This is a genomic window from Haloferax sp. KTX1, assembly GCF_902410085.1.
Classification (GTDB): domain Archaea; phylum Halobacteriota; class Halobacteria; order Halobacteriales; family Haloferacaceae; genus Haloferax; species Haloferax massiliensis.
Genome location: NZ_CABPRH010000003.1, coordinates 219,284 through 240,932 on the forward strand (window position 1 = coordinate 219,284; position 21,649 = coordinate 240,932).

19 protein-coding genes are annotated in these 21,649 nt (G+C 65.0%); 13 read left to right on the top strand and 6 right to left on the bottom strand.

Annotation, left to right across the window (positions count from 1 at the left end):
- The first annotated feature begins 129 nt into the window (after positions 1 to 129).
- Entirely contained in the window at positions 130 to 1,380 is a 1,251-nt protein-coding gene (locus FY251_RS07280; RefSeq protein ID WP_148414120.1) for a tyrosine-type recombinase/integrase, read from the top strand.
- 104 nt (positions 1,381 to 1,484) lie between these two features.
- On the top strand, positions 1,485 to 1,808 hold the full coding sequence (locus FY251_RS07285; RefSeq protein WP_148414121.1) for a hypothetical protein: 324 nt from the start codon (positions 1,485 to 1,487) through the stop codon (positions 1,806 to 1,808).
- Here the strand turns inward: FY251_RS07285 and FY251_RS07290 are convergent, their stop codons facing one another.
- Positions 1,809 to 3,026, bottom strand: coding sequence for an inorganic phosphate transporter (locus tag FY251_RS07290; protein WP_148414122.1), 1,218 nt, complete (start codon positions 3,024 to 3,026; stop codon positions 1,809 to 1,811).
- Between the two features lie 759 nt (positions 3,027 to 3,785).
- Between FY251_RS07290 and FY251_RS07295 the strand changes: the two genes are divergently transcribed.
- From FY251_RS07295 to gfo6, 4 genes are all read left to right on the top strand, one after another.
- A complete protein-coding gene (locus FY251_RS07295) occupies positions 3,786 to 4,094 on the top strand; it encodes a CopG family transcriptional regulator (RefSeq protein ID WP_148414123.1) in 309 nt (102 codons plus the stop codon).
- Complete coding sequence (locus FY251_RS07300; protein ID WP_148414124.1) at positions 4,095 to 4,595, top strand: hypothetical protein; 501 nt, start codon at positions 4,095 to 4,097, stop codon at positions 4,593 to 4,595.
- A gap of 69 nt (positions 4,596 to 4,664) precedes the next feature.
- On the top strand, positions 4,665 to 4,874 hold the full coding sequence (locus tag FY251_RS07305) for a hypothetical protein (protein WP_148414125.1): 210 nt from the start codon (positions 4,665 to 4,667) through the stop codon (positions 4,872 to 4,874).
- A gap of 625 nt (positions 4,875 to 5,499) precedes the next feature.
- On the top strand, positions 5,500 to 6,570 hold the full coding sequence (gfo6, locus tag FY251_RS07310; protein ID WP_148414126.1) for a D-xylose 1-dehydrogenase Gfo6: 1,071 nt from the start codon (positions 5,500 to 5,502) through the stop codon (positions 6,568 to 6,570).
- Between the two features lie 341 nt (positions 6,571 to 6,911).
- On the opposite strand, the gene FY251_RS07315 is transcribed toward gfo6, so the two are convergent.
- On the bottom strand, positions 6,912 to 7,376 hold the full coding sequence (locus FY251_RS07315) for a DUF1269 domain-containing protein (protein WP_082256226.1): 465 nt from the start codon (positions 7,374 to 7,376) through the stop codon (positions 6,912 to 6,914).
- 242 nt (positions 7,377 to 7,618) lie between these two features.
- Here FY251_RS07315 and FY251_RS07320 point away from each other — a divergent pair, with 242 nt between their 5' ends.
- The 7 genes from FY251_RS07320 to FY251_RS07350 all read left to right on the top strand — a co-directional run bounded on the left by FY251_RS07320 (position 7,619) and on the right by FY251_RS07350 (position 18,725).
- A complete protein-coding gene (locus FY251_RS07320) occupies positions 7,619 to 8,122 on the top strand; it encodes a hypothetical protein (protein ID WP_148414127.1) in 504 nt (167 codons plus the stop codon).
- 54 nt (positions 8,123 to 8,176) lie between these two features.
- Positions 8,177 to 9,586: a TIGR00341 family protein gene (locus FY251_RS07325; protein ID WP_255516624.1), complete on the top strand. Its 1,410-nt coding sequence runs from the start codon at positions 8,177 to 8,179 to the stop codon at positions 9,584 to 9,586.
- On the top strand, positions 9,583 to 10,917 hold the full coding sequence (locus FY251_RS07330) for a metallophosphoesterase (RefSeq protein WP_148414246.1): 1,335 nt from the start codon (positions 9,583 to 9,585) through the stop codon (positions 10,915 to 10,917). The genes FY251_RS07325 and FY251_RS07330 overlap by 4 nt, the downstream gene beginning before the upstream one ends.
- A 57-nt stretch (positions 10,918 to 10,974) precedes the next feature.
- The gene (locus FY251_RS07335; RefSeq protein ID WP_148414128.1) at positions 10,975 to 11,835 is read left to right on the top strand and encodes an ion transporter; all 861 of its coding nucleotides are present in this window, start codon (positions 10,975 to 10,977) and stop codon (positions 11,833 to 11,835) included.
- A gap of 74 nt (positions 11,836 to 11,909) precedes the next feature.
- Entirely contained in the window at positions 11,910 to 13,577 is a 1,668-nt protein-coding gene (locus FY251_RS07340; protein ID WP_148414129.1) for an MFS transporter, read from the top strand.
- Positions 13,578 to 14,037: 460 nt separating this feature from the next.
- A complete protein-coding gene (locus tag FY251_RS07345) occupies positions 14,038 to 18,213 on the top strand; it encodes a PKD domain-containing protein (protein WP_148414130.1) in 4,176 nt (1,391 codons plus the stop codon).
- Between the two features lie 68 nt (positions 18,214 to 18,281).
- Positions 18,282 to 18,725, top strand: a complete 444-nt coding sequence (locus tag FY251_RS07350; protein ID WP_148414131.1) for a DUF5518 domain-containing protein — start codon at positions 18,282 to 18,284, stop codon at positions 18,723 to 18,725.
- Positions 18,726 to 18,763: 38 nt separating this feature from the next.
- Here the strand turns inward: FY251_RS07350 and FY251_RS07355 are convergent, their stop codons facing one another.
- From FY251_RS07355 to FY251_RS07370, 4 genes are all read right to left on the bottom strand, one after another.
- On the bottom strand, positions 18,764 to 18,979 hold the full coding sequence (locus tag FY251_RS07355) for a hypothetical protein (RefSeq protein WP_042661938.1): 216 nt from the start codon (positions 18,977 to 18,979) through the stop codon (positions 18,764 to 18,766).
- A 68-nt stretch (positions 18,980 to 19,047) separates the two neighbouring features.
- On the bottom strand, positions 19,048 to 19,542 hold the full coding sequence (locus FY251_RS07360) for a universal stress protein (RefSeq protein ID WP_148414132.1): 495 nt from the start codon (positions 19,540 to 19,542) through the stop codon (positions 19,048 to 19,050).
- Positions 19,543 to 19,545: 3 nt separating this feature from the next.
- Entirely contained in the window at positions 19,546 to 21,195 is a 1,650-nt protein-coding gene (locus FY251_RS07365) for a VC_2705 family sodium/solute symporter (protein ID WP_148414133.1), read from the bottom strand.
- Entirely contained in the window at positions 21,192 to 21,629 is a 438-nt protein-coding gene (locus FY251_RS07370) for a DUF4212 domain-containing protein (protein ID WP_148414134.1), read from the bottom strand. The genes FY251_RS07365 and FY251_RS07370 overlap by 4 nt, the downstream gene beginning before the upstream one ends.
- Positions 21,630 to 21,649 lie beyond the last annotated feature (20 nt).

Genomic DNA, 21,649 nt, shown 5'->3' on the forward strand with positions numbered 1-21,649 from the left:
GTCTCCGGCGGCCCGAGACCGACCACCGGCGACGAGAGAAAGTGTTAATTCGTCCGCGACACGCCCAACATGCAGAACGATGGCGCACGGAACGCGGCGCGGCGGCCGGTTCGCACGGGGTGACCAGCGGTGAACTGGTCGCGGAAGTCGCTCGACGAACTCGAAGCGTTCTACTGGGAGACGATAGCCCCCGCGATGGACCGCGACGGGATGGACCCGACGCGAGACGTGCCGACGTACGCGTGGCTGACGGAGCGCGGGTGGTCGGGTATCGCCTACGCGCTCCGCGAGAAACACGACCTCACGCCGCGGGAGTTCTTCGTCGAGGTCGTCGGCCTCGGCGACGACGAGGCCGACGAGGGCTACGACTGGGGCATCGACGACGACCGCACCGTCGAGGCGTTCGAGTCCTACCTCGACATGCTCGAATCGCGGCGCGGCCTCGCCGACTCGACGCTGCCGACCCGCCGAACCCACCTCGCGCGGTTCGCCCGCGTCTACCGCGACCGACACGGGTCGTCAGACCTGCTCTCTCGACTCGACGACCGCGACGCCGAACCCGACGAGATAGACCGCTGTCTCGCGGTCCTCGACGAGTTCGACGCCGAACTCGCCACCGACGGGACGAAGCTCAAATACCTCCAGACGGTCCGGTCGTTCTACGAGTACCTCGTCGACTTCCGGCGCGCGCGGTACAACCCCGTCGAGAACGCCGCGAAGCAGTTCCGCTGGGAGCAGGGCCAACCCGACAACCGCACGATGACCGCAGAACAGGTAAGCGACGTGTACGCCGTCGCCGACGACCTCGAAGACCGGCTTCTCGTCCTCGGACTCGCCGGCTGGGGGCTCCGCCCGAACGAACTCGCGTCGCTCCGCGCGTCGCAACTCGTCCTCTCCGGCGACGACCCTCACATCGAGTTCGAAGCGCGGAAGAACGGGCCGGGAACCGTCGCGCTTCTCTACGGCGTCGACGCCGTCGCCGCCCGCATCGACGCGCTCGCCGAGCACGACGACTGGAACGGCGCGCTGTTTCCCTCCTCGCGGGCCGCCTCGGGCCACATCGCCCGCGAGACGGTCAACCGGCGGTTCAAGCGCCTCGCCGACGAGGCGGGCGTGACCGTCGACGGCGACGTGCCGACGGCGAAGCTCTGTCGGCGCTTCTGGTACACGGCCTATCAGGCGGCGGTCGACGAGATGCTCGCCCAGTTAGAGGGCGTCGCCGCGGACCAGGGGTCGAAAAGCGCCGACGTCGTCATGTCGAACTACCTCTCCGAGGAGCGCCGCCGGTCCTTCCGCCGGCAGGCGATGCGCGAGACGCTGGCCGAGGTGTTCGAGCCTGACGGCGAGTCCGCGACCGTCGAGACGCAGATGCCGCGGTGAGTGTGACTGCCGGCGTCACCCCGGCGCGTTCTCGGGAGGCGAGCGCATCTCCGGAGCGTTCGGTGGTCGTGGCTTTTACCCGTGTCGAGGAGCGACCGTCGGATATGGACCTTCGAGTTGCCGGCCTGAACGGTCTCGAAGAACGAGTCGAGAGCGCGCTGGACCGAATCGGCGAACTGCAAGCGGGCACGCGAGTGCAGTCGGACGCGTTCTTCTCACAGCCGTTCATGAGCGACCACACCGAGTTCGACTCGTTCGCCGCGTTCTGCGAGCAGAGCCCGTGGCCCCTCGACGACGTCGGCGACGTCCAGGACGTCCCTCGTGACCGACTCAACGGATACATCGCTTCGACGACCGACTTCGAGACGTGGGAGGGAATGAAAACCCGGGCCGCGGAGGAGGAGATCATCGACCAGATCGTCTCCTGACTAGCCGACGGTTTGAACCGCGGTCAGGACGCGATACAGGCCGTAGCTGATGAGGCCCGCGCCGAACATCGAGCCGACCCACGAGCCGAGCGTAATGCCGACCTTCCGCGGCGAGACGCCGCTCCCGCCGGACGAACTCGCCGCGAGTCCGCTGCCGACGATGCTCGCGATCATCACTTTGTTGAACGAGATCGGGATACCCAGTACGATCGCGAGTTGGGCGATGAGAAAGGCGGGAATCAGGGCGGCTATCGACCGCCGGGGGCCGAGCGCGGCGTACTCGTTCGAGACGGCTTGCACGAGTCGCGGCCCACGAATCCACGCGCCGAGGAGAATCCCGCCGCCGCCGAGTGCAAGCAGGTAGAGAGACGGGAGCCGGAGGTCCGTCTCGAACACCGCCTCCAGTGGGCCGGTCGCCAGTCCGACCTGCGTGCCGCCGCTCGTGAACACGACGATAAGTCCCAGCGCGACCAGAAACTGATTGATGCCGGCAGTCTCGTCGCGTCGGAGCAACCCGAGCGTCCCGACGAGGGCAACGAGCCCGCAGAGTACGCTCACGGCGACCATCCCGAGGGTGTACGAGCCGCCGACGACCGTCGGAAGGAGCTGGGACGTCGTAGCGAGGTATCGAGCGACCGACCCCTGTGCGCCGCTCGCAGTCGGGATGACCGTGAGTTGGATGTTGGCTAACGCGTAGCCGACTGCGCCACCGAGGACGGGAATTCCGACGGTTTCGGGGACGGCGTCGCTCCGGAGCCCGCGCGCGATGACGTACGCGAGCACGGCCTCCACGATGGGAATGGCGAACCAGAACCCGAGGATGACGGCGTACTCGTCGACGGCGAATCCGCCGCCGAGGGCGATGCCGGACCCGACCATCGCCCCCGTGACGGTGAACGCGGACGGTATCGGATACCCGTAGGTGTTCCCGATCGTGATGAGGGTCGCGGCGGTCAGCAGGGCCGCCGCCGCCGCGAGCGGCGTAATCGACACGCCGGTCACGAGGTCTTTGCCGATGGTCTCGGAGATGCTGCCTCCCTGAAGGACCGCCCCCAGTCCGGCGACGATGCCGACGAGCAGGGCGGCCCGAAGAACCGAGAGCGCGTTCGCTCCGACGGCGGGCGCAACGGGCGCAGAGTTACTGTTCGCCCCGACGGTGAACGACATGAACAGGGCCGCGAGGAGCGCAATCGAGAGAACGAGCAGTACGGATGCCATACCTCACACCACCCGACGCGGTCTCTGGTGGTGTGGTATCCAGAACGGTCGGCGACGACGACAGATTCTCATTTGACTGAAAACCGAGCCACGAGACAGATGAACCCATCGAAATCACGTATATCGGCTGATAGTGAAGCAATCGTCTCGATAAGTAATGCGATGCATATCCGGACGACGGTAACGCAGGTGCAGCGGGTCCCGAGAGTGCGAGTCAGTCCCGGAAGCGGCTCGAACGATGCCGATTCAGATCGGGAGCGCTGGTCTCGATCGCACGGGTCCGAACACCGTCTCGACGACCAACCATCGACTTCCGAACGAAGTCGGAGAGGAGCTCTTCCAAGTCGGTATCGTCGGTATCCTCGCCATCGCTATTCCCGTACCCGACCGCTCACCGGCGAGCGATCGGAGTACGCGTCTGACTCCAGTTGAGGTCGGGTTCGATAAACCACATAGAGCGATACACAAGAACACACGGTACGCCCACCAGAGTTTCGGAGGATGAATGTGTCGCGTGCCTTCTCAACAAGGCTGTCGGGCTTGAATCAAACCTGGTGACGAGTACCTGCATTCCGACTCCGTTTCTCCGGAAACGGTGGGGTGTGTAGTCCAAATACCAACGGTTATGCTGAGAACTGACAACTCGTTTCGCTCCCTATAGATCTGAACTCCAGAACTTCTGACGATATCTGAGGTGGCTTTGCGAGGGGAGTCAAGCGACGAGGAGCCGACACAGTTTTGATTCTGTGCATACAACGTATGTACATGAGCACGAAACGGGTCAATTTCCGGCTCCCCGAAGAGTTGGTAACACACGCCGACATCGCTGCCGAAGTTACTCACAAAAACAGAACGGAGATTCTCATCGAAGCACTCCGACAGTATCTCGAAGAGAAGGAGTCTGATGAGAGTTTTCGTGAGGCCGTCGTCGAACTGTATCTGGACAACCACATCGAGTTCGAGAAACTTGTCGAGATTATCGGGCGGCAAGATGCCGAAGCTGTCCGTGCGTCGAAAGAGGTGCTTGATCGTGGCGAAGAGCTCGCAGACAAACTCGCAGACCTCTAAATGCTCGTCGTAGACACGAGCGCATTCATCTCTCTTTCAGTCGGCGAAGTGCTTGACGTCTTCGTCACCGAGTTTGACGTCGCCACTACAGAGACAGTTCTTGAGGAACTACACAGAGCTGCTGAGTACAACGACCACCATGGCAAAGCCGCCAATACCGCCCTCGATATGGCCGACGAGTTCACCGTTGTTGCTGTCGCTAGTGGTGAGTTTGTGACGAGTCGAATCGACGATGGTGAAGCCAGCTGCGTAGCTGCAGTCCGTGAGATGGATGCAGCGTTCTTGATCACCGACGACTACAGAGCCCTTCCTGAGCTTCGAAAACTAGTGAGTGCAGAAGTTGCGTTATCTCCGATCGTTCTCCGGGCACTGGTCAAACGCGCTGCTCTCAGCGAAGAGGAAGCAAGAGTCGCTTTCGAGACCATGGCAGAAGGACGCGATTGGCTTGGGGCGCCGATCTACCGGTACGCTCGGCAGCTCCTCGACGATACCTCAAAGTAGGGCAGGCTTCCTCAAACTCTACAGACGAATCAACGCGAGTGCCTCGGGGCTTGACCCCGAGGCGGTTCATTGCTACAGGAGGATCAGTACGAAACTGGCATCTCCGCTGAGTACGTGGATGCCCTGATAGTGCTTCAGTCGTTCTTCGGCGAGTCGTCGTGGGAAGACCCACTATCGGCGAGGAGGAGTGAGGCGTCCACCCGCCAACTGCTCTCGGTGCAGTTCGTGTGGCCAGATATCGGCCGGCAACCGGTATTCGAATCCGCGGGGCCGTTCTGAAATGACGAATATATGCGAGACCCGTCCCAAGACTCACTGTCTGCACTCCCACCCCAGAGTCCAGGGGTGGGACGAGTCCAGCGATTTCGTCGCCGAAACCGAACTCAGAGGGCCTTTACTACGGAATCTGTCCGGAAGAGCAGGTTAAAATAATCCGGTCAGAATTACAAATATAAGCTTGTAAATCCTCGCACATCCTTCGTAAACGCCACCAGACAAGGGACGTTCGCCGTGCAATAGTCAGCCAGATATCGTTCTCTAATTCAGAACTAACGTCCGACGTGAGGGCGATCAGTACGCGAGTAGCGTCAGTGATGGCGGCTATCGGCCTCGTAAACGAACGATTCGGAGGGGGAACAGTACACACCGGGATTCGCTGTTCTCAGACAAAGAATTCCGTCGATGGCCGTCGGCTTCGAGCGGCCGCCGTGTCCCGTCGGCCGTGGCGATCGGACGTCCATTGTGCATCGGCTCGTATCAGAGTGCCCGAAAGCGGAGCGTTCATGCGTGGTGAGGCATGTGAGCAGCGTTCGAAGCGTCTGAGTTCGCGCCCCCCGGCTATCGAAACACGGGCGGCACGCAACTACCCCAAGAGTTTACTACAGGCTACTCAGTTTGGATACTCATGAAAGAATGGCTCGATTCATACGAGGAGCGCGACTGGCAGACGACCACCGATGGAAGCGTTCGATACGCGTTAATCGGCCTCGGGTGGTGGACCGTCGACGTTGCACTCCCCGCCATCGAATCGTCCGAACTCGGGGAGGTAACGACTCTTGTGAGCAGTACGACCGAGAAAGCGCAGCGACTCGCTGATGCCAACGGCGTCGACCACGGCATCAGCTACGACGAGTTCCACGAGGGGAAGGCGGAATCGGCGTACGACGCCGTGTACGTCGGAACGCCGAACGCATTCCACCTCGAATACGTCGAAACCGCGGCATCGCTCGGCAAAGCGATCCTCTGCGAAAAGCCGATGGAATCGACCGTCGAGCGGGCGAAACGGGTCGTCGAAACGTGCGACGACGCCGACGTACCCCTGATGGTCGCCTATCGAATGCACACCGACCCCGCAGTCCGTCGGGCCCGTGACCTCATCGAATCGGGGTTCATCGGCGAACCCGTGTCGGTGTACGGGAACAACACCCAACCGCTGCTAAAGATGATTCCCGACGAGGACCAATGGCGGCTCGACCCGGAGCTGTCGGGCTACGGAACGTCCGTGATGGACCTCGGAATCTACTCCATCAACACGGCGAGATTCCTCCTCGACCGTGACCCGGTCGCGGTGCAATCGCAGATGAGTTCTCACCACGACGCGTTCGAGGACGTCCCCGACGAACGGTCGGGGGCGCTGTTAGTCCTCGAAGACGACGTGAAGATGGTCACCACCGACAGCCAAAACGCCCACGAAGACACCCAGCTCAAGATTACGGGAACCGAGGGGCAGATAGACCTGCACCCGGCCTTCCACGGGAAGTGCTCGCTCCACCTCTCGCGTAACGACACCAAAGTCACCGTCGAACACGAGACGTTCGACGACGAACGCGAGATGAGAGAGGAGTTCGACTACTTCTCAGACCGTATCCTCAGCGATACCCCGGTGTACGCAGACGGGAGACACGGGCTCGAAGACATGCGTATCATCTCCGCGATCCACGAGGCGGCCCGGACCAACGAAGTAGTGGAGCTCTGAGCGGGTAGTCGGTTCGGGTCTCGAACACCGCTGTGAGCATCCGAGTCAGGGTTGTCGGAGAGGAGATCAGTCATAGTAGATGACAATTATACTGATTTAATGCCCCACTGTATCTGTCTTTCGACATTCGGGCCGGAAGGCGAGAGCCGCACAGAAGAATCGGGGCATCGGGTTCGATTGGTCTCGCGGGATACACTAACGATGGACCGAGCGCCTCATCGGCGAGCGACCCGCACCCTTCGGGGAGACGGCCACCCGTCACACACCGTCACCACTACTCGACTCGGCGAGCGCGCTCTCGCGCCCGGATAGACGGCTGGCTGGGTCCGGCCGGGCGAGGCTTATCCCGCGATCTCCTCGGCGGCGAACGCCTCACGGAGTCGGTCTTCGTCCTCGGGCGAGAGGTTCGTCTCGATGATCTCGAACTCGACGTCCGACAGTTCGGCTTTGATTCGGTCGACCTGTGCGTCGTGGGACAACAGAAACAGCGCGGAGTTACCGGGTTCGACCGTGTTCGCGACCTCTTTGATGAACGCGTCATCGATGCCGATGTCGGTGAACTTCCCGCTGAGCGCGCCCGTCACCGCCCCGACCGCCATCCCGAGCCACGGCATCCAGAAGATGACGCCGATGAGGAGGCCCCAGAACGAACCCCCCAGCGCGCCGACGCCGACGAGGCTCTGGGCCTGTTTGACTTTCACCTGCCCGTTTTCTTTTCGGACGGCGATGGCGGCGTCCTCTATCGTAATCAGTTCGCGCCGCTGGAGGTGGTACAGTTTCTCCCGCATGTTCTCCGCACCGTCCATCGTATCGAACGCGAGTACGACTAGTGAACTCATCTCATCAACTCACCCACACGTAAGCAGGAAACCATAATAAACTGCGTTTACCGAGTCGCTGACTGTCTCAGAGCCAGTAATTCGTGGAATACCGAAAAGTCAGGGAACGGCCCCTCGAACGAGTTTCGCCCGGCGACGTTCGAGAGCGGTCGCCCGTTCGGCCCGCGGCGACCTGCGTCTCTATATTCGTCGCCCGCCAATCGTTCGGTATGACCGATCGGGAGTCGTTCACGCACGAAGAGTGGCGGACGCTCGCGCAGACGCCGGTCGAGGTGATGTACGGCGTCGTCGTCGCCTCGAACGGCGGCTTGTGGCGAGAGCTCAAAACCATTCGTCGAACCCTCCGACACGCCGACGAGTTCGAGCCGGAGACGGAGCTCGTCACGCACCTCGCCGGGTTCGTCCGGGCGAACGCCGGCCGAGTGCGACGCGACGCGGAGACGCACGATTTCAACCGCGCGGTGACCGTTGCTCGCGCGCACGACTACTGTCGGGAGGCGGCGACAATCGTCCGAGCGCGAGCGACCGCGGCGGAGCGAGCCGAGTACGCACAGTTCGTGCGCTGGTGTGCCGAGCGAGTCGCAGACGCCGGCGTCGAGGGCGGGCTACTGGGGTTGGGAGGCCGGCGAATCAGCCCGGCCGAGCGGGCGTTCGTCGACGCCATCGGGGAGACGCTCGGAACCGTCGACGGGGAACGCGAGACAATCGAGTAAGCCATCCTATCAGAGCACTCATATTTTTTGGTCCCGCGGGACGTTGTACTCCGTATGCGACTCGTTCAGGTGTTGATACCCCGGGGGAGCCGAGAGAGCGTGCTTGAGTCGCTCGACCGGCAGGCCATCGACTACGCCGTCTTCGAGGAGGTCGGCCGCGGCGACTTCGAGGCGATGGTGCAGTTTCCGGTCCCGCCCAGCGGCGTCGAAACGGTGATAGAAGAACTGCGGGCCGCGGGCGTCAGAGACGACAGCTACACCATCGTACTTCCGACGGAGACGGTCGTCTCACAGCGCCTCTCGGCGCTGAAAGAGCGCTTTCCCGGACTCCGCATCTCCCGCGAGGAACTCCACGCGAGGGCCGAGGACCTCGCGCCGGCGAACTCGACGTTCTTCAGCTTCCTGATACTCAGCACGGTCATCGCCGCGACGGGCCTGCTTCTCGACTCCGCGGCGACGATCATCGGGGCGATGGTCGTCGCCCCGCTGATGGGGCCGGCGGTTTCGGCGTCCGTCGGGGCGATTCTGGCCGACCGGGAGATGGCGACCCGCGGCGTCGTGCTTCAGGTGACGGGGCTCGCGGCGGCCATCGCGACGGCGGCCGTCCTCGGAGTGATACTCCAGCAGACGATTCTCATTCCGCCGGGCGTCGACATACAGGCGATACCGCAGATCGCAGAGCGCACCAGTCCGAACGTCCTGTCGCTGTTCCTCGCGTTGGGGTCGGGTATCGCGGGGGCGATAAGCATCATGCGCGGGTCCGGTTCGACCCTCGTCGGCGTCGCCATCGCCGTCGCGCTCGTCCCGCCGGCGGCGACGTCGGGGCTCGGCATCGCGTTCGGGCTTCCCGTTGTCGCCGTCGCGGGCGCGGTGCTCGTCGTCGTCAACCTCCTCGCCATCAACCTCTCGGCGCTGATTCTGTTCTACCTGTCGGGGTTCAAGCCGCTGGACGCCGGCGAGCGGGAGGGAGTCAGAGCGTCCATCGCCTCTCGAATCGCCGTCATCGGCGTGGCTATCGCGGTCCTCTCGCTCGTCCTCGCCGGCGTGACGTACGCGTCGTTCCAGACCGCGTCGTTCGAACAGCAGACGCAGACCGAACTCCAGCAACAGTTCGACGAGGCGGACATCGAGGGCGTCGAACTCGTCAGCGTCACGGTCGACTACAGACCCGTCGACTACCTCCTCGGGAATCAACCGCGGGTCGACGTGCTCGTGGGGATTCCGCGCGACCTGCAAGCGCCGCCCGACCTCGCACAGCGGTTCGACGACCAACTGACCGAGGGGTTGGACCGAGACGTGGTCGTCAGAGTCGGCTTCGTCGAGGCGCAGGTCTCCGACGACGCGGCGACGAGAGCTTCGGCCGGCGCGTTCGCAGCCACCAGTCGCCCACTCACCGGTCACACATCCAGTAACCGCACTCTCACCGGTACGTCGCTCGTTAGCTCCCCGGGGGCATGGCCGTGACCGACGCGTACTACTTCATCAGCGACCTCCACATCGGCGGCGACGAGCAACTGGGGCAGGTCGACTTTCTGGACGAACTGCTGTCGTTCCTTCGGACGCTCGAAACGGGCGACGAGGACGCCGAGTTACTCATCAACGGCGACGCGTTCGGGCTGTGGGAGTTCACCGACGTCGACGGGCTCGACAAGTTCGACGCGCTCGTCGACCGCTATCCGGAGCTGTTCGACCAGTTCGAAGCGACGGGCGAGCGAATCCCCATCACGCTCATCCCCGGCAACCACGACTACGAACTCGCCGCCTACCCGGAGTACGTCGACCGACTGGCCGAGTTCAACCTCACGCTCCGGCAGGCGGTCTCGATAACCCGGCCCGTCGGCGACTACGTCGTCCACGTCGAACACGGGATGCAACGGGACCCGAACAACCGAATTCCGGACTTCGGAAACCCCCACGCGAACCCCCCGGGATACTTCGTCAACAGGCAGGTCACGAGCCGCGCCGGCCGGCTCTCCGAGCGCGGGAAGTTCAACTGGCTCAAAGACGTGCAGGCGGTGACGCCGATGACGCAGATTCCGGCGTGGATGCTGTCGAACTACTTCTATCGGGAGATGAGCCCGTGGCTCAGATACGTCTCCGCCCCGTTTCTCCTCCTTTTCAACGTCGGCTTTCTCTACGTGCTCGCGTTCGCGCTCGACGCCGCCGGTCTCTGGTCGCTCCCGATGGACCTCATCGAGCGGTTCCTCGGGCTGTTCGGCCCGGTCGGGACGCTGGTCGACCTGCTTTTGACCGCGAACCTCGCCGTCACGCTGTTGTTGATACTGGTCGCGATACCGCTTTTCGTCTTCGCGAGAGACGTCCGAAAGACGCTCCGGCGGTTCGGCATCGACCGGCCCGAAGACCGGACCTCGTCGACGGACACCTATCTGAGAGCCGCCAGCGAACTGTTCGCGTCCGACCCGGCAATCGCGGTGTTCGTCTACGGGCACACCCACCGACCCGCAGTCACCGAAATCGAAGGCGGGGTCGTCGTCAACACGGGGACGTGGCTGAAGCGACTGCGACGCGTCGAGTCCGCGTTCGGCGTCCTCCCGCCCGTGTTCTACTCGTGGTACCAACTCAACTACGTGCGCGTGTCGGCGACGGAAGACGGCGGGGTCGCCGTCGACTACGAACGCGTCGAGAAGTCCGCGCCGAACGAGGAGACGTGGTTCCAACGGCTCGTCACGCCGGCACCGAGGCGGGAGGCCGCGATTCCGTCGCGGACGGTCGTCCGGTCGGCGGCCCGGTCGGACGAGGCGACTGCGGCGGAAGCCGACACGGCCGACCGCTGACGGTCCGAACCGCGATGGCGGGGGTAACGACATATGGCTCGGCGGCGATAGTCGGACATGACACAGACGTCCAGAGACCAGGTGTGGACGGTGGTCGACCCGGATTCCGAGAACCGCTGGGGCGAACGGTTCGAGCGCCTCGTGTTCGTCCTCGCGTCGGCGAACGTCGTCGCCGTCGTCCTCTCGACCGTCGAGTCGCTGTACGCACGGTTCGGGGCCTACTTCGACGGCCTGCTCGTCACGTCCATCGCGCTGTTCACGTGCCTGTACGCCGTCCGGCTCTGGGCCGCCGGCTCGGCCGCTCCCGACGCCGGACGGAGTCGGTTCGCGTTCGTCCGCGACCCCATCTCGGTCGTCGACTGTTTCGTCATCGCGACGTTCTGGACCGGACTCCTCTTCGAGATACGCCTGTTCGAGTCGGGACTGTTCCGCGTCTTCTGGCTGGTTCGCGTGCTGAACCTCTCGTGGTTCAGACGCTCCCGGCGGCGGTTCAAGCGAGTCCTCGACGCGCAGCGCTCCGACCTCGCGGTCGCGTTCAGCGGGGCCGGGATGTTGGTCCTCGTCTCGTCGACGCTCATGTACTTCGTCGAGGGGAGCGTCCAGCCGGACGCGTTCTCGTCGATTCCGAAGACGCTCTGGTGGGGCGTCGTGACGCTCACCACGGTCGGCTACGGCGACGTGGTTCCCGTGACGCCGCTCGGGCGTCTGCTCGGCGCTGCGACCATGCTCGGCGGCGTCGCCTTCTTCGCGCTCCCGTCGAGCATCTTGGCCGCGGGCTTTTTCGCGGAGCGGGCGGGAGAACGGGCGCAGGTGGCCGAAGCGACACGGACGCCCGACCGAGGACGGCCCGGAGGAAAGCGGGTCGAACGGTGCCCGTACTGCGGCGAGTCGCTCGACATCGGGTCGTCGCACGGCTGAGCCGAACCGACCGGAAGACGGGTCACACCCCACTGTCAGCGGGGTTTATCGGATGGGAAGTAGTAACATGGATAATGGACGCAGACGCGAACGCTCACGCCCTCGGAGAGGGCGCGGTGGCGACGGACCCGGAGAGCGGGTTGGCGTACTGGGGGCCGGCCGTGGCGGTGAGTCTCGCGATGTTCATCGGGGTCATCGACTCGACGCTGATGAACGTCGCGATTCCGTCTATCGTCGCCGACCTCGACACGACCGTCACGGTCGTTCAGGGCGCGATTTCGTTCTACGCGATGGTCATGGCGGCGCTGATTCTCCCCGGCGGCAAGCTGTCGTCAATGTACGGGGTTCGGCGGCTGATGACCGCGACGCTCCTCGTGTACGGGGTCGGGACGACGCTGGCGGCGCTGAGTTGGAACGTCGTCGTGCTCTACGTCGGCTGGTCGGTCGTCGAGGGGGCCGCCGCCGCCGTGTTGCTCCCGCTGACGTTCACCGTCCTCCTCGTCAGCTACGAGGGCGCAGACCGGGCGAAAGCCCTCGGTATCCTCGCCGGAGTGAACGCCGCGGGTGCCGCGTTCGGACCGCTACTCGGCGGCGCGGTCACGACGTTCGCGAGTTGGCGATGGGGGTTCGGCATCGAGGTGCTAATCGTCCTCGTCGCGCTCGCGTTCGTCAGGTATCTCCCCGAGGAGTCTCTGAGCGAGACGCCGACGAAACTGGACGTCGGCGGCACGGTCCTCTCGGTGGTGGGGACGACCGCCCTCGTCGCCGGTGTCCTCTTGGCCGGGCGGTACGGCTGGCTATTGGCCCGCCGGCCGTTCGTCGTCGGCGGCGTGCGACTGGACCTGCTCGGCGCGTCTCCGACCCTCTGGCTCGTCGGCTTCGGGGCCGTCGTCTTCGCGGGCTTCGTCCAGTACGAGCGCCGCGTCGAGCGCGAGGGCGGGTCGCCGCTCGTCCCGGTCCGGCTCCTATCGAACGGGCAGTTCACCGCCGGCGTCGTCACGAACGCCGCGCGGTCGTTGGTCCTCGCGGGGTTCATCTTCGTCGTCCCGGTCTTCCTCCAGTCCGGGGCCGGCTACACCGCGTTCGAGACCGGCGTCGCGATGCTCCCGTTCTCGATTGCGACGTTCGTCGCGTCCATCTTCACGACCGACTGGCGGCGGATCGTCGCGCCGAAACTGCTGATTCAGGGCGGCGTCGTGCTCATGGGAGTCGGCGTGCTCGCGCTCGTGTCGCAGACGACGCTCGACGCGACGGTGACGCAACTCGCCGTACCGATGGGGCTCGTGGGGCTCGGTCTCGGGCTCGTGATGGCACAGCTCATCGATATGACGCTCTCGGCGGTCGAAAAGCGGGACTCGGCGGCGGCGTCCGGCCTGCTGAACGCGACGATGATGCTCGGCTACTCGTTCGGGACCGCCATCGTGGGCGCGTACCTGCTCGGGCGCTTTTACGACGGCGTCGTCGACGGCGTGCTGACCGCCATTAACGCGAGCGTGTCGGCGAGCGAGCGAGGGGCGCTCGTCGTCGCGCTGGAAACCGCCGCCGAGACGGCGACCGAAGAGACCCAACGAGCGTTTCTCGCCGGTCTCACATCGGCGCAACGGGAGCTACTGACCGACGTGTTCGACGCCTCGATAGTGCAGGCACAGCGGGAGACGCTGTTTCTCCTCGCGCTTTTCGTGTTGCTCGTGCTCCTCGTTTCGACGCTCCTACCGGACGAAGGGACCGGCGGCGGCCCGTGAGCCGTGAGCACAGCGTCGTTCGCTGTCGTCGCTCTCATCGCTGTCGTCGTCTCAACGAACAATGCGTTGAGTGAGCAGACTGGCGTGAGACCGCCATTCAAAATATTTGTTTTGATAACTTCCCCATCAGAAAGTATTGAATAAAAATAGCAATATTAAAGTTAGAGACGACTGAGAATATTTATCTAAATACCCCTGATCAACCCTCTGAAGTCACGAATTCTAGAATTTGTAAAATGTTTCTAATATAATCGTGTGAGTATCCAACATAACAAAATTATATTCGGAATCGTAGTTTAAAATATTTATATTCAAAAGTCCGATTTTATTCGGCATCGTTATACAATATCCCCGTTAGTCTGTATCGACCAATTATCGGACGTGAATCCGTATTTGGCAGTAATATGGTATTTAAGGGACTCAGGGGCCACGGCAGGACGGACGGGGAGGCGAACAGCCGATGACGAGGGGGGTCGGGATAACGCGACAGCAGGTGAGCACACTCGTGCTGACGCTGGTGACGGTGATTTCGCTCGTCGCGTGGATGCCTGTCGGCGCGGCGGCGGTCACGAACGGCGCGGATATCACGCATTCGAACCTCTCGGTGACGCCGACGACGCTCTACGAGGGAAGCGCCGTTACCGTGAACGTCACCGTCGAAAACACCGGGGCGTCACAGCAACCGTACAACACGACGCTCACCGTCGACGGCGCAGTCGTGGCGTACCGAACTGGGACGCTCAACGCGAGCGAAAGCCGACAGCTCACGTTCACGGAGACGCTTTGGGGGGCGGGCACCTACGACGTCGCCGCCGGGGGGCTCGCCGCACAGACCGTGACCGTCGAGGCGGCCAACGCGAAGTTCCACGGTGGGCCGGAAAACCTCGGGAACTACCCGAACCAGGAGGGGCCGCTCACGGAACCCGTGGAAGTCTGGAACGTCTCCGACACCGCCCCGCAGGTGATGCAACCGACCATCGTGGGCGACACCCTCTACACCGCCTTCCACGACGGCGGCGAACTCTACGCGTTAGATCCCGAAACGGGCGAGGTGAAGTGGAACGCGACGCCCGGAGGGACTTGGGGTTCGACGTGGACCACGCCCGCCTACGCCAACGGCGTCCTCTACATCGGGAGCAACGACCACAAGCTACACGCGATAAACGCGACCGACGGCACCGAAATCTGGAACTACGAGACGCAGACGAACGTCCGGTCGGCCCCCGCGGTCGTCGACGGCGTCGTCTACTTCGGGAGCAACGACGGGAACCTGACCGCGGTCGACGCCGACACCGGCGAAGAGCTCTGGTACTACACGATGTACCAGCCGGTGCTGGTGGAGTCGAACCCCGCGGTCGTCGACGGCGTCGTCTACGTGTCGGGTGGCGACAGGAACCTGACCGCGCTGAACGCCACCACCGGGGCGAAACTCTGGAACTACACGCTCCTCGACGAGAGCCAGTCGGACCCGACGGTCGCGAACGACACGGTGTTCGTCGGGAGCGACAGCGCGGCGGGCGAAACAAGCGGGAACGGAAGCGTGTACGCCATCAACGCGACCGACGGCACCAAGCGCTGGAACTACTCGCTGACGGGCGACGTGGATTCGAGTCAGGTGTACGCGGACGGCGTCGTCTACGCTGCGAGCCGCGGCGGCGAACTCGTCGCGCTCGACGCCGCAGACGGAAGCAGACGCTGGAACGCGTCGGGGAGCGACTTCCGCGGCGCGCCGGTCGTCGCGGGCGACGTGCTCTACATCTCGGATTTCGGTGATTCGACCGTCCGCGCGTTCAACGCGACCGACGGGACGGAACTGTGGCAGTACAACTCGCCAGCGAGCAGCCTCTACGCGACGCCGCTCGCGTGGAACGGCTACCTCTACTACGGGAGCGGCAGTCAGTTCCACGCGCTCGCGGAACCGGCACCCGCCGTCTCCGCGGTCAACGCGACCAATCCCACGGGACAGAACCTTTCCGTGTCGTTCGACTCGTCGCAGGCCCTGACGAACATCTCCGTCTCGGTCGCCGGCCCGAGTTCGACGACGTTCACCGAGGCCGACTTCGCGGAATCGGGGAGCGAGCCGTACACGTACGCGCTCGCGTCGCCGTACGAGACCGGAAGCGACGGCACCTACACCGTCACGGTCGACACCGCGGAGAACGCCGACGGGCAGGATGGGGCCGCGAGCGAGTCCGACAGCGTCACTATCGACACGGTCGCGCCCGCCGTCGACGCGGGGGCGAACGCGAGCGTTGACGAGGACGTCGCGCTCGACTTCAACGCGACGGCGACCGACGCCGTCGGCGTCACGAGCACCTCGTGGGACTTCGGCGACAGCGCGAACGCGACCGGCAAAAACGCCACTCACACCTTCGTCGACCCCGGTACCTACACGGCGACGTTCACCGCCAGCGACGCCGCGGGGAACGAGGGAACCGACACGCTGGTCGTGACCGTCAACGACACGACCGCGCCGACTGCGGACGCGGGTGCCAACCAGACGGCCGACGAGGACACCGCCGTCAAATTCGACGCCAGCGAGTCCGCCGACAACGGCGCCATCGACAGCTACGAATGGGACTTCGCCGACGGCTCCCCGAACGCGACCGGAGCGACCCCGAGTCACACGTTCGCCGACCCCGGTACCTACACCGTCACGCTGAACGTGACCGACACCGGCGGTAACGCCGATTCCGACTCGCTGGTCGTCACCGTCACCGACGCGACCGCGCCGACCGCCGACGCGGGCGCGAACCAGACCGTAGACGAGGACACCGCCGTCAAGTTCAACGCGACGGCGACCGACGCCTCCGGAATCGCGTCCTACGAGTGGGACTTCGGCGACGGTTCCGCCAACGCGACGGGCGAAAACGCGACCCACGCGTTCGCAGACCCCGGCACCTACACCGTCACTCTGAACGCGACCGACACCGCCGGCAACAGCGCGTTCGACACGCTCGTCGCGACCGTCAACGACACGACCGCGCCGACCGCCGACGCCGGGAGCAACCAGACCGTCGACGAGGACACCGCCGTCAAGTTCGACGCCAGCGGGTCGACCGACAACGGCGTCCTCGACAGCTACGAGTGGGGCTTCGGTGACGGCACGAACGCGACCGGAGCGACTCCGAACCGCACGTTCGCCGACCCCGGCACGTACGACGTGGTGCTGACGGTGACCGACGCCGCCGGCAACGCCGATTCCGACTCGCTGGTCGTGACCGTCAACGACACGACCGCACCCACCGCCGACGCCGGCGACAACGTGTCGGTCACGGAGGGGACCGCGGTCGAGTTCAACGCCAGCGGGTCGACCGACAACGGCGCAATCGACGCCTACGAGTGGGACTTCGGCGACGGCGCGAACGCGACGAACGCGACCGAGACCCACAGCTACGGCTCGACCGGCACCTACACCGTCACCCTGAACGTGACCGACGCCGCCGGCAACGTCGATTCGGACACGGTGACCGTCACCGTGAACGAAGAATCGTCGTCATCGTCGTCGTCGTCGTCATCCTCCTCCTCGTCGTCGGGGGGAACCGCGGAGACGACCGAAGAGACGGACGACGACGCGGACGTCGTCGTCGACACGGCGAGCGAAGGGACGACGAAGCGGTCGGACGTGTCGGTGACGAACGTCGACACGAGCCGCCCCGTCGTCATCGCGCTCGAACCGCCCGCGACCGACGCCGAGGCCGGCGGGACCGAGACCAACGAGTCCGCCGGGGGCGCAGGGGACGCCGCGAGCGCCGACGAATCGGCGTCGACCGCCGCCGAGAACATCTCGGTCGCACGGCTCTCGATGAACGTGAAAAACGAGGACGACTTCACGCTGAGCGTCACGACGTACGAGGCGTCCGAGGACGAGGCCACGAGCGAGCGCTTCCGGCGCGAGACGGGCGCGACCTCGGCGGGCTACGTCGTCGTCGACCACTCGATACACGACGACGACATCGACGACGTGACGTTCACGTTCAGCGTTCGGAAGGACTACTTCGAGACGACGGGCGTCGGCCCGGAGTCGGTCGCGCTCTACCGCGACGAACAGACGCAGTGGCGCAGGCTCGACGCGAGCCTCGTCGAGGACTCCGAGTCGCGCTACGTCTTCGAGGCGACCTCGCCCGGCCTGTCGCGGTTCACCATCGGCTCGACCGTCCCCGTCTTCGAGACGACCGCCGCGGAGGTCACAGAGACGAGCGTGTCGGTCGGAGAGGAAGTCGAACTCTCGGTCGACGTGTCGAACCTCGGCGGCGCGGGAGGGTCCCACGAACTCGACGTACTGGTCGACGGCGAGCGCGTCGCCGGCCAGACCGTGGAGCTCGGCGCGTTCGAGAACGGGACGGCAACGCTCAGCTACGCGTTCGCCGAGCCCGGAACGTACGAACTCGCGGTCGGCGACCGGGTCGTCGGCAGCGTCACCGTCGAGGACGCAGGCGAGACCGAGACGGCGGCGTCGGTCGACGACTCGACCGCCGAGGCTACCGGCGGCGAGGCCGTCAGCGGTGAGGCCGACGGCGATGAGACCGCCGGCGACGACGGCGGCGACGCCACCGGATGGACGCTCGCCGTCGTCGCCGTGCTACTCGCCGCCGGGCTGGGCATCGCCTACCGGCGGCGAGAGCGCGACGAGTAGCCCCGAAGCGACCCGATTTTTCGGCGATTCGTGAACAGAACTATTAGATGGGAGACATGAATGGGAGTATGACCAGATTTCGCGCGCCGTCCGAACTCCCGTGGCGACGGCGGTACAGCCTCGCCGGCGGGCTCGTCGCGGCGGCGTTCGTCTCGTGGAGCTATCTCGACGGCCGGTCGGCGATGTCGCTGAGCGCGGTGTTCTTCGCCGGGCTCGTCGTCGGCGCGCTGGCGAAGCGACGGCACGGGACGGCGACCGGCGTCGGCGTCCGGACGGGACTCGTCGGCGGGCTCCCCGTCCTCTGGATACTGGCCACCGTGTTCGGGGCCGCCACCGCGCTGTCCGGCCCGACGTGGTTCGTCGTCGGGGGGTGGCTGATGATGCTCGGCGGGGTCGCCACCGTCGGCCTGCTCGGATTCGGCCTGTCGGCGCTCCTCGGCGAAGCGGGCGCGAGGGTCGGCGCGGCGCTGACGACGTCAGGTCCGCCGTCGGCGACGGCGACGAACGAGTGAGCGCGTCGGCGGGCGTCGACCTAAAGAAGAACTTGGCGTCAGCGCTGTTCGCGCGCGGCTTCGACCGACGCGAAGAAGCCGAAGTACGCGACGACGCCCGCACCCAGACAGAGGTAGAACGCCCACTGCGGCCCGTCGACGACGTCGAACAGGAGCGAAACGACCGTCACCCACGCCAGGGCGAACAGCAGGTCGGTCAGCATGCCCGAGCGGTGCTCGCGCACGTGGGTGCGAATCGTCTCCGCGAGGCTCATCGGCGGGTCACCCCGTCGGGAGCCGCGGACGGCGCGTTCGTCCTCGCGCGGGTCGTGTCGTGCATGGGTTACGGTTCCGCTTCGGCTTCTGCTTCCGCTTCCGCTTTCTTTTCGTGGACGTCGACGACGAGCACCGGAAGTCGGGTCCGCCGCAGGACGCGTTCGGTCACGCTCCCGAGGACGACCCGGGAGAGCCCGGAGCGGCCGTGGGAGCCCATCACGACGAGGTCGATGTCGTTGTCCTCGACGAACTTCCTGATGGCTCGCGCCGGTTCGCCCGGGACGACGTGCTCGCGGACGGCCAGCCCGTGTTCTGCGGCGGCGTCGGCGACGTAGCCCGTCGCCTTGTCGGCCGCCTCCTTCACTTCGGGCATGTCGTCGAGGCGGCCCTGTCGGATGCGGTCGACCTGCTCTGTCCCAAGTGAGTAGCTGGTGGCGTCGACGTCGACGACGTACAGCGCGTGGACCGTCGCGCCGTACTTCGACGCGATGTCGACCGCCTGTTCGACGGCGTACTCCGCCGCGTCGCTTCCGTCAGTCGGAACGAGGATGTGTTCGTACATTGGTTAGTCGTCCGCGGGGGACTGGCCCCCGTCGGCGCTCATGACGACGTCTTCTGCGGACTGCTGCTGGCCCATCGGTTCGGGGCTGTGACACTGCCGGACCATCTTCTTGATTCGCTCGGGCGGCTCGTCCGTCGCCATCGAGACGGCGATGGTGATGACGAACACCAGCGGCGTGCCGACGAGCGCCGCGCCGATGGCCGGCACGAACTCGGCGAAGGCGTCGCTGAAGTGGAAGATGAGGTCGTTGACCACCGCGGCGACCCAGAGCGCGAGGCCGACGCTCATGCCCGCGAGCGCGCCCTGACGGTTCGTGTTCTCCCACCAGAGGCCGAGGAAGAACATCGGGAACAGCACGATGGCCGCGAGGGAGAACGCGAGCGCGACCAGTTCGCCGACGAGCGCGGGCGGGTCGAACGCGGTTATCGTCACGATGACGCCGAGCGCGACGATGGTCGCCCGGCCGACGAACACCTGCTGGCGCTGGGTCGCGTCGGGGTTGATGATGTTGGTGTAGATGTCGTGGGAGACGGCGGACGAGGCGGTGATGAAAAGCCCCGCCGTCGTCGCGATGGCGGCGGCGATGCCGCCGGCCGCCACGAGGCCCACGAACCACGTCGGCAGGTTCGAAAGCTGCGCCGCGAGCACGACGATGAGGTCGCCCTCGCCGCCGCTCATGCCGCCGTTGGCCGCGAACGTCGGGCCGTACTGGGAGGCGTCGTAGAGGTCGACGCCGAACGCCGCCAGCGCCGGGGCGCTCCAGTACAGGAGCAGGATGAAAAACAGCCCCCAGACGGTCGACTGCCGCGCCGTCTTCTCGTTTTCGACGGTGTAGAACCGGACCAACACGTGCGGGAGCCCGCAGGTGCCGAAGATGAGCGAGAACGCCGTGGCGATCCAGAGGTAGAACCCCGCGTTGGCGAACGGTTCGGAGAACTCCGCGGACAGCTCGCCGATGAGCTGGCCGTACTCGATTTGCGGGAGGACGGTCGAGTAGCCGCCGGTGAAGCCGACGACGTAGACGGCCGTCAGGAACGCGACGATGAGGATGACGTACTGGACGGCCATGTTCTTGGTCGCGCCCATCATGCCGGAGATGGTCAGATAGCCGACCGTAATCGCCATCATGACGACGACCATCGTGACGTAGTCGGTCCCGAAGACGTACAGCCCGACGAGGCCCATCCCGCGGGCCTGTCCGACCGAGTAGACGAACCCGATGAGGATGGTCGTCAGCGCGCCGATCGCCCGCGCCGTATCGGAGTTGAACCGGTCGCCGACGAAGTCGGGTGCCGTGTACTTCCCGAACCGACGCATCTGCGCGGCCAGGAAAATGAGCAGGACGAAGTAGCCGGCCGTCCAGCCGATGATGAACGCGAGGCCGTAGAAGCCCGCGAGGGCGACGAGCCCCGCCAATCCGAGGTACGAGGCCGCCGACATCCAGTTCGCGCCGATTGCCATTCCGTTCTCGATGTTTCCGATGGACCGGCCGGCGACCCACATCCCCTCGGTGTCGGCGACTTTGAACACGTAGCCGATGGCGAGAAACAGGGCCAACATCCCGACGACCATGACGGCCGGCACGAGTTTGAACGAGATGTTGAGCGCCTCGGGGAGCAGGTCTCCCGACTGGAGGAACACGCTCGGCGTCATTCGACCCTCCCTCCGTCGGCGACGGCGGCCTCGCTCTCACTCTTCGAGCGCGACGTCGACGCCGTGTGGTCGATGCCGTAGCGCTTGTCGAGTTGGTCGCGCTTGCGCGAGTAGACGAACGCGAGGACGAGCGAACTCGTCGGCGACAACACGGCGACGAGGAAGTAGTGCGCCGGGAAGCCGACGACCGGAAGCCGCGCGGTCATCGTCGCCGGTGCGAAGTAGGTGAGCACCGGCGGGCCGAACGTGAGGAGCGCCCACGCGATGAAACCGACCCAGATTACTTTCAGGTGGTCTCGCATGAACGGGGTGCTCGGTTTCAACAGGTTCACCTCCCGCGACAGGTAGTCTATCTCGTCGTGGTCGGAAGCTGTGCTCCGGTCGGCGTTCGTAGCGTGTGAGTCAATATCTGACTCGGTGGTTTCGCTTGACATAGGTTCGGCGTCTCGCAGTT